The organism is Mycobacterium sp. NTMscope_MAC_12, assembly GCF_976985675.1.
This window is the reverse complement of the sequence record NZ_CDRJYY010000001.1, coordinates 1,847,564-1,859,702: the sequence shown is the minus strand read 5'-3', so window position 1 is coordinate 1,859,702 and position 12,139 is coordinate 1,847,564. Positions and strand designations below refer to the sequence as shown.

The 12,139-nt window shown below is 68.9% G+C and carries 10 protein-coding genes and 1 pseudogene; 8 read left to right on the top strand and 3 right to left on the bottom strand.

Features of this window, described 5'->3' with window-relative positions; genetic code table 11:
• The first annotated feature begins 103 nt into the window (after nt 1-103).
• The 5 genes from AC0KS4_RS08605 to AC0KS4_RS08585 all read left to right on the top strand — a co-directional run bounded on the left by AC0KS4_RS08605 (nt 104) and on the right by AC0KS4_RS08585 (nt 5,536).
• Nucleotides 104-1,012, top strand: a complete 909-nt coding sequence (locus tag AC0KS4_RS08605) for an ACP S-malonyltransferase (RefSeq protein ID WP_238957838.1) — start codon at nt 104-106, stop codon at nt 1,010-1,012.
• Nucleotides 1,013-1,087: 75 nt separating this feature from the next.
• Nucleotides 1,088-1,435 carry a meromycolate extension acyl carrier protein AcpM gene (gene acpM / locus AC0KS4_RS08600; protein WP_008255908.1) on the top strand — a complete coding sequence of 116 codons (348 nt, stop codon included), beginning with the start codon at nt 1,088-1,090 and terminating at the stop codon, nt 1,433-1,435.
• On the top strand, nt 1,432-2,682 hold the full coding sequence (gene kasA, locus AC0KS4_RS08595) for a 3-oxoacyl-ACP synthase KasA (RefSeq protein ID WP_225329006.1): 1,251 nt from the start codon (nt 1,432-1,434) through the stop codon (nt 2,680-2,682). Before acpM ends, kasA begins: the two co-directional genes overlap by 4 nt.
• 137 nt (nt 2,683-2,819) lie before the next feature.
• On the top strand, nt 2,820-4,079 hold the full coding sequence (kasB, locus tag AC0KS4_RS08590) for a 3-oxoacyl-ACP synthase KasB (protein WP_225329005.1): 1,260 nt from the start codon (nt 2,820-2,822) through the stop codon (nt 4,077-4,079).
• Between the two features lie 35 nt (nt 4,080-4,114).
• Nucleotides 4,115-5,536, top strand: a complete 1,422-nt coding sequence (locus AC0KS4_RS08585; protein WP_225329004.1) for an acyl-CoA carboxylase subunit beta — start codon at nt 4,115-4,117, stop codon at nt 5,534-5,536.
• A 62-nt stretch (nt 5,537-5,598) separates the two neighbouring features.
• Here AC0KS4_RS08585 and AC0KS4_RS08580 read toward each other — a convergent pair whose 3' ends face one another.
• A complete protein-coding gene (locus AC0KS4_RS08580; protein ID WP_238957837.1) occupies nt 5,599-7,161 on the bottom strand; it encodes an FAD-dependent monooxygenase in 1,563 nt (520 codons plus the stop codon).
• Between the two features lie 98 nt (nt 7,162-7,259).
• Between AC0KS4_RS08580 and AC0KS4_RS08575 the strand changes: the two are divergent.
• Nucleotides 7,260-7,391 (top strand): annotated as a pseudogene (locus tag AC0KS4_RS08575) (nucleoside deaminase); the annotation flags it as partial.
• 34 nt (nt 7,392-7,425) lie between these two features.
• Here AC0KS4_RS08575 and AC0KS4_RS08570 read toward each other — a convergent pair.
• On the bottom strand, nt 7,426-8,967 hold the full coding sequence (locus AC0KS4_RS08570) for a glycerol-3-phosphate dehydrogenase/oxidase (RefSeq protein ID WP_472408508.1): 1,542 nt from the start codon (nt 8,965-8,967) through the stop codon (nt 7,426-7,428).
• Nucleotides 8,964-9,530 (bottom strand): TetR/AcrR family transcriptional regulator, encoded by a 567-nt coding sequence (locus tag AC0KS4_RS08565; RefSeq protein WP_225329002.1) that lies wholly within the window; start codon nt 9,528-9,530, stop codon nt 8,964-8,966. The genes AC0KS4_RS08570 and AC0KS4_RS08565 overlap by 4 nt, the downstream gene beginning before the upstream one ends.
• A 47-nt stretch (nt 9,531-9,577) precedes the next feature.
• On the opposite strand from AC0KS4_RS08565, the gene AC0KS4_RS08560 reads away from it, so the two are divergent.
• Entirely contained in the window at nt 9,578-11,158 is a 1,581-nt protein-coding gene (locus AC0KS4_RS08560) for an FAD-binding oxidoreductase (RefSeq protein WP_338341744.1), read from the top strand.
• A complete protein-coding gene (locus AC0KS4_RS08555; RefSeq protein WP_225329000.1) occupies nt 11,155-12,078 on the top strand; it encodes a diacylglycerol kinase in 924 nt (307 codons plus the stop codon). The genes AC0KS4_RS08560 and AC0KS4_RS08555 overlap by 4 nt, the downstream gene beginning before the upstream one ends.
• Nucleotides 12,079-12,139: the final 61 nt, after the last annotated feature.

Sequence of the window (12,139 nt, the reverse complement as noted above, 5' to 3'; positions counted from 1 at the left end):
GTAGCTTACGGAGCCGTTTTGTAGGGTGTACACAAAAACCTAAGACGAGGTTCATAATCTGTTACACCCGCCAAAACCGTTTCCACAGTGTTCTCTTAAACACGTGATTGCATTGCTTGCGCCCGGACAGGGTTCGCAGACCGAGGGGATGCTCTCGCCATGGCTGGAGCTCGCCGGCGCCGCTGACCAGTTGGCGCTGTGGTCCAAGGCCAGTGGCCTCGACCTCGTGCGCCTGGGCACCACCGCATCGACCGACGAGATCACCGACACCGCGGTCACCCAGCCGCTGGTCGTCGCCGCCACGCTGCTCGCCCACCAGGAGCTGGCCAAGCGCGGTCTGCTCGCCGGTCAGGACCTGGTCGTGGCCGGCCACTCGGTCGGCGAGATCGCCGCCTACGCGATCGCGGGCGTGATGGCCGCGGACGACGCCGTCGCCCTGGCCGCCACGCGGGGCGCCGAGATGGCCAAGGCGTGCGCCGTCGAGCCCACCGGCATGTCCGCGGTGCTCGGCGGTGACGAGGCCGAGGTCCTGGCCCGCCTCGAGCAGCTCGACCTGTTCCCCGCCAACCGCAACGCCGCCGGGCAGATCGTCGCCGCCGGATCGCTGGCCGCGCTGGAGAAGCTCGCCGAAGACCCCCCGGCCAAGGCCCGGGTGCGCGCGCTGGGTGTGGCCGGCGCGTTCCACACCAAGTACATGGCGTCGGCGCTCGACGGCTACGCCGCCGCGGCGGCCGCCGTCCAGACGGCCGAGCCCACCGCGACGCTGCTGTCGAACCGCGACGGCAAGCCCGTCACCTCGGCCGCCGCGGCGATGGAGGCGCTCGTCGCTCAGCTGACCCAGCCGGTGCGCTGGGACCTGTGCACCGCGACGCTGCGCGAGCTGGAAGTTGGTGCGGCCGTGGAGTTCCCGCCTGCGGGCACGCTCACCGGTATCGCCAAACGAGAACTTCGGGGAGTTACGGCTCGTGCCGTCAAGTCGCCCGCAGACCTGGAGGCTTTGGCTGAGCTGTAAGTCAGCCGCATCCAGTACAACCACATAACACGTCAGTTCGACTAACTCACAACACATTACGAAGGGAAGCACGCTGTGGCTGTCAGCCAGGAAGAAATCATCGCCGGTATCGCCGAGATCATCGAAGAGGTAACCGGTATCGAGCCCTCCGAGGTCACCCCGGAGAAGTCGTTCGTCGACGACCTGGACATCGACTCGCTGTCGATGGTCGAGATCGCCGTGCAGACGGAGGACAAGTACGGCGTCAAGATCCCGGACGAGGACCTCGCCGGTCTGCGCACCGTCGGTGACGTCGTCTCCTACATCCAGAAGCTCGAGGAAGAGAACCCCGAAGCTGCCGAGGCGCTGCGCGCCAAGCTGGAGACCGAGAACCCCGACGCGGTCGCCAACGTCAAGGCAAGGCTGGAAGCGGACACCAAGTGAGTAAGCCTTCCACTGCTAACGGCGGTTACCCCAGCGTTGTGGTAACCGCCGTCACGGCGACGACGTCGATCGCGCCGGACGTCGAGAGCACGTGGAAGGGTTTGTTGGCCGGCGAAAGCGGCATCCACGTCCTCGAAGACGACTACATCACCAAGTGGGACCTGCCCGTCAAGATCGGTGGACACCTCAAGGAGCCCATCGACGAGCAGATGAGCAGGCTCGACATGCGGCGGATGTCGTACGTCCAGCGGCTGGCCAAGATGCTCAGCACCCAGCTGTGGGAGACCGCCGGCAACCCGGAGCTCGACCCCGACCGGTTCTCGGTCGTGGTCGGCACCGGCCTCGGTGGCGCCGAAAGGATCGTGGAGAGCTACGACCTGATGAACGAGGGCGGCCCCCGCAAGGTGTCGCCGCTGGCCGTGCAGATGATCATGCCCAACGGCGCGGCCGCCGTGGTGGGTCTGCAGCTCGGCGCCCGCGCCGGGGTGATCACCCCGGTGTCGGCGTGTTCGTCGGGCTCGGAGGCGATCGCCCACGCGTGGCGCCAGATCGTCATGGGTGACGCCGACGTCGCCGTGTGCGGTGGCGTCGAGGGCCCCATCGAGGCGCTGCCGATCGCGGCGTTTTCGATGATGCGGGCCATGTCGACTCGCAACGATGAGCCCGAGCGCGCATCGCGGCCGTTCGACAAGGACCGCGACGGCTTCGTGTTCGGTGAGGCCGGGGCGCTGATGCTCATCGAGACCGAGGAGCACGCCAAGGCCCGCGGCGCCAAGCCGCTGGCCCGGTTGATGGGCGCCGGCATCACGTCGGACGCGTTCCACATGGTGGCCCCCGCGGCCGACGGTGTGCGTGCGGGTCGGGCGATGACGCGGTCGCTCGAGCTGGCGGGGTTGTCCCCCAAGGACGTTGACCACGTCAACGCCCACGGGACCGCCACGCCGATCGGTGACACCGCGGAGGCCAACGCCATCCGGGTCGCCGGTTGCCAGCAGGCGGCGGTCTACGCGCCGAAGTCGGCGCTGGGCCACTCGATCGGTGCGGTCGGGGCTCTCGAGTCGGTGCTCACGGTGCTGAGCCTGCGCGATGGCGTCATCCCGCCCACCCTGAATTACGAAACCCCCGATCCCGAGATCGACCTGGATGTTGTTGCGGGCGAACCTCGCTACGGCGATTTCCGTTACGCGATCAACAACTCGTTCGGCTTCGGTGGCCACAACGTGGCACTCGCCTTCGGGCGTTACTAAAGCTGGCGTCCGGCGACGACGCGGGCCGCAAAGGGCCCGAGGAGGAGCCGGACACCACGGAAGGTGGTGACCCGCTTCCCCCGCCCTCGCCGGGAGAGCGATCACCACGAAGCACGAAAGGAACGTTCGCAAGACCCATGACAGAGCTGGTTACCGGGAAGACACTCCCGAACGTGGTCGTCACTGGCGTTGCCATGACGACCGCACTGGCGACTGACGCCGAGACCACCTGGAAGCTGTTGCTGGACAGCCAAAGTGGTATCCGCAAACTCGAGGATCCGTTCGTCGAGGAGTTTGACCTGCCGGTGCGCATCGGCGGTCATCTGTTAGAGGAGTTCGATAGCCAGCTGACCCGCGTCGAGCTGCGCCGGTCGGGCTACCTGCAGCGGATGTCGACCATCTTGAGCCGGCGGGTCTGGGAGAACGCCGGCTCGCCCGAGGTCGACAGCGACCGCCTGCTGGTGTCGATCGGTACCGGTTTGGGTTCGTCGGAGGAGATGGTCTTCAGCTACGACGACATGCGCGCTCGTGGCATGAAGGCCGTCTCCCCGCTCGGCGTGCAGAAGTACATGCCCAACGGGGCGGCCGCGGCGGTGGGCCTGGAACGGCACGCGAAAGCCGGGGTCCTCACGCCCATTTCGGCGTGCGCGTCCGGCTCCGAGGGCATCGCCCAGGCGTGGCGCAACATCGTGTTCGGGGAGGCCGACATCGCGATCTGCGGTGGCGTCGAGACCCGGATCGAAGCGGTGCCGATCGCGGCGTTCGCGCAGATGCGGATCGTGATGTCCACCAAGAACGACGACCCGGTCGGCGCCTGTCGCCCGTTCGACCGCGACCGGACCGGCTTCGTGTTCGGCGAGGCCGGCGCCCTGATGGTCATCGAAACCGAAGAGCACGCCAAGGCCCGCGGCGCCAACATCCTGGCCCGCATCATGGGCGCCAGCATCACCTCCGACGGCTACCACATGGTCGCCCCGGACCCCAACGGCGAACGCGCCGGGCACGCGATGACCCGCGCCATCCAGCTCGCCGGCCTGTCCCCCAGCGACATTGGTCACGTCAACGCGCACGCCACCGGCACCTCGGTCGGTGACGTCGCCGAGGGCAAAGCCATCAACAACGCGCTGGGCCCCCACGGCGGCAACGCGGCCGTCTACGCACCCAAGGCGGCCCTGGGCCACTCGGTGGGCGCGGTGGGTGCCGTGGAATCGATCCTGACCGTGCTCGCGCTGCGCGACCAGGTCGTCCCGCCCACACTGAACCTGGAAAACCTCGACCCCGAGATCGACCTGGACGTGGTGGCGGGCAAACCCCGCCCCGGCAACTACGACTACGCCATCAACAACTCGTTCGGATTCGGCGGACACAACGTGGCCATCGCCTTCGGGCGGTACTAAATCCCAAGCAACACACCGGAATCAGGAGACCTGCGATGACTATCACGGCCCCCGAGGCGGTTGGCGAGTCGCTCGACCCCCGCGACCCGCTGTTGCGCTTGAGCAATTTCTTCGACGACGACAGCGTCGAACTGCTGCACGAGCGTGACCGCTCCGGCGTGCTTGCCGCCGCCGGGACCGTGAACGGTGTGCGCACCATCGCGTTCTGCACCGACGGCACCGTGATGGGCGGCGCCATGGGCATCGAGGGCTGCACGCACATCGTCAACGCCTACGACACCGCCATCGAGGAGCAGAGCCCGATCGTGGGCATCTGGCACTCCGGCGGGGCCCGGCTGGCCGAGGGCGTGAAGGCACTCCACGCGGTGGGCCTGGTGTTCGAGGCGATGATCCGGGCGTCCGGCTACGTCCCGCAGATCTCGGTGGTCGTCGGCTTCGCGGCCGGCGGCGCCGCCTACGGGCCGGCGCTGACCGACGTCGTCGTCATGGCGCCGGAAAGCCGGGTGTTCGTCACGGGTCCGGACGTGGTGCGCAGCGTCACCGGCGAGGACGTCGACATGGCGTCGCTCGGTGGTCCCGAGACCCACCACAAGAAGTCCGGGGTGTGCCACATCGTCGCCGACGACGAGCTCGACGCCTACGAGCGCGGCCGCCGGCTGGTCGGATTGTTCTGCCAGCAGGGCCATTTCGACCGCAACAAGGCCGAGGCCGGTGACACCGACATCCACGCGCTGCTGCCCGAGTCGGCGCGGCGGGCCTACGACGTGCGCCCGATCGTGACCGCGATCCTCGACGACGAGACGCCGTTCGACGAGTTCCAGGCCAACTGGGCGCCGTCGATGGTGATCGGGCTGGGCCGGCTGTCGGGCCGCACGGTCGGCGTGCTGGCCAACAACCCGTTGCGCCTCGGCGGCTGCCTGAACTCCGAAAGCGCCGAGAAGGCGGCACGTTTCGTGCGTCTGTGCGACGCGTTCGGCATCCCGCTGGTGGTGGTCGTCGACGTGCCGGGTTATCTGCCCGGTGTCGACCAGGAGTGGGGCGGCGTGGTGCGCCGCGGCGCCAAGCTCCTGCACGCGTTCGGCGAGTGCACGGTTCCCCGTGTCACCCTGGTCACCCGAAAGACCTACGGCGGGGCCTACATTGCGATGAACTCCCGCTCGCTCAACGCGACCAAGGTGTACGCCTGGCCGGACGCCGAGGTCGCGGTGATGGGCGCGAAGGCCGCCGTGGGCATTCTGCACAAGAAGAAGCTGGCCGCCGCTCCCGAACACGAGCGGGAGGCGCTGCACGACGAACTGGCCGCCGAGCACGAACGGATCGCGGGCGGCGTGGACAGCGCCATCGAGATCGGCGTGGTCGACGAGAAGATCGACCCGTCGCACACCCGCAGCAAGCTCACCGAGGCGCTGGCGCAGGCGCCCGCGCGCCGCGGCCGCCACAAGAACATCCCGCTGTAAGTCACCTACTTACCGCGGACGTAACGCCACGGCGAAAAATCGCGACAGAAGTCGCCGCCACGTTACGCCCGCGGCCGGCCCAGGATCGTCGAGAGCGCTTGGCGTAGTGCGCTTTCCGGATCGGCCGGCAGCGTCTCCGCGCGCCACGCGACAAATTCGTCCGGGCGCACCAACAGCGCCCCATAAGGCCCGAGCCCGGTTATCGTCGCCCACTCGTCGCCATCGATGCGATGCGCGGCCACCGACGCCGAAGCGGCTGCGGCACACCATCGCTCGTCGGTGGCCAATACGGTGAACCCGGGGCCCAGCAGATCGAGCGTCGACACCCCGTCGCGCACCCACACGTGCGGAACCCTTGTGCCCGGTTGCCCCCGCAGCTCCTCCACCACCGCCACGGCGTCCGGGTCCGCGGGTACCGGCGCACCGGAAATGACTGCGGCCAAGCGGTATTGATAGCCCGCCAACAACGCGAATATCGGCGCCTCCTCGTCCGGCGGCAATTGGGGCCGGTCGTCGTCCAGCCTGAGCAGCGCCAACGACGGGCCGGTGAGCGACTGGCGCGCGTTGAAGCGTCCGACCGGGTGCCGCTCGGCGTGATAGGTGCTCAGCAAGGCGGGATCGGCCAAGCCGTTCACCACCGCGGCGAGCTTCCAGGCCAAGTTGTCCGCGCTCTGGATGGCGGTGTTGGCGCCCCCGGCCTTGAAAGGTGGCATGGTGTGGGCGGCGTCGCCAACGAAAAACACTCGCCCGCAGGCAAATTGGTCAGCGACTCGCTCGTACGGTTGCCACGGCACAATCTCGATGACGTCGATGTCGATCGGCTCGCCGACGGCCTTGGTGAGCAGCTCGACGCACCGCTCGGGGGTGAATTGCTCGGCGGTTTCCCCTTCTCTCGGCAGGTAGGTGGTGATGAACATGCCGAGGTCGCCCTCGGCCACCAGAAAGATCCCGTCCACGTCGGGGTTCTTGACCTGCACGCCGTCCCCATCGCGCAGACCCGGAACGAACCGTCTCCAGGGCGCCTTGAAGTAGACGAAGAGGACAAAGATCGGTAGCGCGCCGTACCCCGACGTGGTCACACCGAGCGAGTCGCGGATGGGGCTGTGCACGCCGTCGGCGGCGACGAGGTATTGGGCCCGCACCGTCTCGGTATTTCGCGAATCACGCTGCCGCACAAGCACTGTCACACCGGCTTCGTCCTGTTCCAGCGACACCAGCTCCGTGGCGTAACGGACCTCGCTTCCTCGCCGGCGGGTATCGACCAGCAGCATCGGCTCTAGCTTGCTCTGCGGGCAATACTGCGCGGGCGGTTCCGGGCTGAGTCCCGCGAAGGGCGCGAAGATGGCGTCGACGTCCATGGCGGGCGCTTGGTCCACGCTGTTCAGCGTCGGCTTGACCACCATGGCGGAAACACCGTCGGCGACCGCGTGCGCCTGGTCACTCAACCCCAGTCCGCGCAAGATCTCCAGGCTGCGAAAGCTCAGGTTACGGGCTTTCGGATAGATGAAGACTTCGCGTCGCTTCTCGATCAGCATCGACCGAACCCCGTACTTGGCGAGCAGAGCGGAGGTGGCGAGCCCGGCCGCGCCGGCGCCGACGATGAGCACAGGAACACGAGACGCCATCTCGCCCCTTCCCGATGCGCAAATCCCAAGTATCGAGATCGCTATCCCTGCACCGCAGCGTAGTGGAGGATCAACACGTGAGCCTCTCAGCACCGGCAATGCTGCACATCGCGTTCGAGGAACCGCGGCCCGGGCTGGCCGAGGGCGGCATCCCCCTCGGCGCCGCCCTGTTCACCGCCGACGGCGGCCTGGTCGGGCGCGGCCGCAATCGCCGTGTGCAACAAGCGGATCGGGCGAGTGGTACGAAGACATGAGAAGGGCGCCCTAGCCGAACCGCGCCAGAAACTCCTCGGCCACCGCGACGGCCCTTTCCCGGTCGCGCGGCACCAGGCCGATCCTCGTCCGCCGGTCGAGGATGTCGCCGACTTCCAGCGCACCCTCGTGAGTGATCGCGTACTCGAATTCCGCACGGCTCACGTCGATGCCGTCGGCGGCCGGCTCGGTGGGCCGCTCACAGGTGGCGGTCGCGACGACCTTGGCCGCCTCGGCGCAGTAGCGCGACACCAGCGACTCGGGCAGCCCAACGTCCGGCGCCGCCGTGATCCCCGGGTTGGCCGGCGCCCCGATCAGCGGCAGGTTGCGGGTCTGGCATTTCGCGGCGCGCAGTCGCCGCACCCGGACGGCGCGATCCAGCACATCCTGTGCCATGTAACGGTATTCGGTCAGCTTGCCGCCGATCACGCTGATCACCCCGGACGCCGATTCGACGACGGCGTGTTCGCGGGAGACGTCGGCGGTGCGCCCATCGCCGGTGTCGATCAGCGGGCGCAGACCGGCGTAGGCGCCGATCACGTCGGTGGCGGTGAGCCGGGTCCCCAACGCGGTGTTCACGGTGTCGAGCAGGAACGTGATCTCGTCGACCGACGGTTGGGGCACGTCAGGAATCGGTCCGGGCGCCGCCTCGTCGGTCAGGCCCAGGTAGACCCGGCCCAGCTGTTCGGGCATGGCGAACACGAAGCGGTTTAGCTCGCCGGGAATCGGAATCGTCAGCGCCGCAGTCGGATTGCCGAACGCGGCGGCGTCGAACACGAGGTGCGTGCCGCGGCTGGGCCGCAACTTCAGCGACGCGTCGATCTCCCCCGCCCACACCCCGGCCGCGTTGACGACGGCACGAGCCGTGACGTCGAAGGACTCGCCCGTGCGCGCATCGGTCAACCGCACCGAGGTGCCGGTGGCCTGGGAAGCCGAGACGTAGGTGAGAATCCGGGCGCCGTGCTGCGCCGCGGTGCGCGCGACCGCGGTGACCAGTCGGGCGTCGTCGATCAATTGTCCGTCGTAGGCCAGGAATCCGCCGTCGAGGCCGTCGCGTCGCACGGTCGGCGCCATCTCCACGACGCGCCGTGCCGACACCCGCCGCGACCGGGGCAGCGTCGAGGCCGGCGTGCCCGCCAGCGCCCGCAAACAGTCACCGGCCAGGAACCCACCCCGCACCAGCGCCCGCGTGCCCGGGCCCATCGACGGCAGCAGCGGCACCAGCTGCGGCATCGCCCGGACGAGGTGGGGGGCGTTGCGGGTCATCAGGATTCCGCGCTCGATGGCGCTGCGGCGGGCGATGCCGACGTTGCCGGTCGCCAGGTAGCGCAGCCCGCCGTGGACGAGTTTGGAGCTCCAGCGGCTGGTGCCGAACGCCAGATCGTGCTTTTCCACCAGCGCCACCCGCAGCCCGCGCGCCGCGGCGTCCAACGCGATCCCCGCGCCGGTAATACCGCCGCCGATCACCACGACGTCCAACGGCTCGCCCTCGGCGAGCGCGGTCAGGTCGGCGGTGCGCCGCGCGGCGTTCAGGGCGGTCGGGTCGGGGATCACGACAGGTATCCGTTCAGCGAGTGGGCAAGTTCGGCGGTCAGGGCGTCGGCGTCGAGCATCGGTTCGACGATGCGCGCCGACTGGATGGTCGACTGCGCGATCAGCAACACCATGGTGGCCATCTGGACCGGGTCGCCGCCCCGGACGCTGCCGTGGCGCTGGGCGACTCGGAGGCGGGCGGCCAGGGCCTCGATCAACATGCGCTGGCTGGTCCCGAGCCGCTCGGTGATGTAGGTGGTCGCGAGCTCCGAGTGCAGGACCGACGTCACCAGCTGGTCGCGGCGCAGCAGGTCGGCCACCGTAACGATTTGTCGCACAAGCGATTCCCGGTCGTCGCCGAGCAGGGGCGCGTCGCTCATCGCGTCGGTGACGTGCCGGGTCAAGAGCGCCGCGACCACCGAGTGCGTGTCCGGCCAGCGCCGGTACACCGTCGGCCTGCTGACCCCCGCGCGTCGGGCTATCTCGGCGAGGGTCACCCGGTCCACACCGAAGTCGACCACACAGCTGGCGGCCGCCGCGAGGATCCGCTCACCGACATCCAGCTCGTTACGGATTGACAACATATGTAATACTGTAACGCATGACGCATCCCGAGGGGCTCTTACCGCCCATGAAATGGAACGCGTGGGGAGATCCCGCCGCGGCCAAGCCCCTCTCGGAAGGGATCCGGTCGTTGCTGCAGCAGGCTGTGGGGGTCGAGGGGTCCCCCGCGGCCGAACTGCAGCCCGACCAGGTGGAACTGCGCCCGTCGGCGTTGTCGCCGACGGACCGCGAGGCGCTGGCCGCCATCGTCGGCGCCGACTACTGCCGCACCGCGGACTCCGATCGGCTGCTGCATGCCGGCGGCAAGTCCACCGTCGACCTGCTCAACCGCACTCAACCCGGCCCGCAGGACGCGCCCGATGCCGTGCTACTACCCGCCGACGAGGACGACGTCGCCGCGATCCTGCGGCACTGCAGCGAGCGCCGCATCGCCGTCGTCCCCTTCGGCGGGGGCACCAGCGTGGTCGGCGGCCTGAATCCGCATCGCGGCGAGTTCGGCGCCGTCGTCTCGCTCGACCTGCGTCGTCTCGATCGACTGATCTCGCTCGACGAGGTGTCCGGCCAGGCCGTCTTCGAAGCGGGCATCACCGGGCCCGACGCCGAACGACTCCTTGGCGCGCAAGGGTTTTCGCTCGGCCATTTCCCGCAGAGCTTCGAGTACGCCACCATCGGCGGCTTCGCCGCGACCCGCTCCTCCGGGCAGGACTCGGCGGGCTACGGCCGGTTCAACGACATGGTGCGCGGGCTGCGCGTGATCACCCCGGTGGGCACCCTGGATCTGGGTCGCGCACCGGAATCGGCCGCGGGCCCCGACCTGCGCCAGCTGCTGATCGGCTCGGAAGGAACCCTGGGCGTCATCACCCGGGTGCGGCTGCGGGTCCACCGCGCCCCGGCGGCCGTGCGCTACGAGGCCTGGTCGTTCCCCGACTTCGAGACCGGCGCCGCGGCCCTGCGGGCCATCACCCAGAATGCCACCGGCCCCACCGTCGTTCGCCTGTCCGATGAGGCCGAGACGGGGGTCAACCTGGCCACCACCGAGGCGATCGGCGAGTCCCAGATCACCGGCGGATGCCTGGCCATCACCATGTTCGAGGGCACCGAGGAGCACGTCGAAAGCCGGCACGCCGAAACCGGCGCGCTGCTCGCGGCTCGTGGCGGAACCTCGCTGGGCGAGCGACCCGCGCGGGCGTGGGAGCGCGGCCGGTTCGGCGCTCCCTACCTGCGCGACTCGCTGCTCGCGGCCGGTGCCCTGTGCGAGACGCTGGAGACCGCCACCGACTGGTCGAACGTCACCGCGCTGAAAGCCGCTGTCACCCAGGCACTTACCGACTCGCTCGCCGAGACCGGCACCCCGGCGCTGGTGATGTGCCACATTTCGCACGTCTACGCCACCGGCGCATCGTTGTACTTCACCGTCGTCGCGGGGCAGCGCGGCAATCCGATCGAGCAGTGGAAGACCGCCAAAAAGGCCGCCTCGGATGCGATCATGGCCACCGGCGGGACGATCACCCACCACCATGCGGTCGGCGCCGACCACCGGCCGTGGATGCGCGACGAGATCGGCGAGTTGGGAGTGCAGGTGTTACGCGCGGTCAAGGCGACTTTGGATCCGGCCGGAATCCTCAATCCCGGCAAGCTGATTCCGTGACACCGCTGCGCCGGCGCGAGATCGGCAAGGTGATCGCGCTGACCAACCCGGTCTCGGGGCACGGCGCCGCCGTGCGTGCCGCCCAGCTCGCGATCGCCCGCCTGCACAAGCGGGGCGTGGAGGTCGTCGAAATCGTCGGCGACGACGCCGAAGACGCGCGGCACCTGGTCGCCGCGGCGCTGGAGAAGGGCGCCGACGCGGTCATGGTGACCGGCGGCGACGGCGTGTTCTCCAATGCGCTGCAGGTGTTGGCGGGCACCGACATTCCCGCCGGAATCGTCCCCGCCGGGACCGGTAACGACCATGCCCGCGCATTCGGGATCCCCACCCAGGACGCCGAGGCGGCCGCGGACGTCATCGTCGACGGCTGGTCCGAAACCATTGACCTGGGCCGGATTACGGATAGCGACGGGGTAAGCAAATGGTTCGGCACCGTGGCGGCCACCGGCTTCGATTCGCTGGTCACCGATCGCGCCAACCGGATGCGCTGGCCGCACGGACGGCTGCGCTATTACGCCGCAATGCTCGCCGAGCTATCCCAGTTGCGGCTCTTACCCTTTCGCATGGAGCTCGACGGCACGCGAGAGATCAACGCCGACATCACGCTGGCCGCGTTCGGCAACACCCGCAGCTACGGCGGCGGGATGCGGATCTGTCCGGCCGCCGATTACACCGACGGCCTGCTCGACATCACCATGGTGCACTCGGCATCCCGCACCAAGCTGGTCCGCCTGTTCCCCACCGTGATGAAGGGCACGCACGTCGACCTCGACGAGGTGAGCACCGCGCGGGCCCGATCGATCCACGTCGAGTGCCCCGGCATCAACGTCTACGCCGACGGAGACTTCGCGTGCCCGTTGCCGGCCGAGATCTCGGTGGTACCGGGCGCGCTGCAGATCCTGCGGCCGGCCAAGCGATAGGTCGCGTTCTCCGGGAACCAGAAGCGCTAGCTGTCTGGAGAGTCGCCGAGTGCTTGCAGAG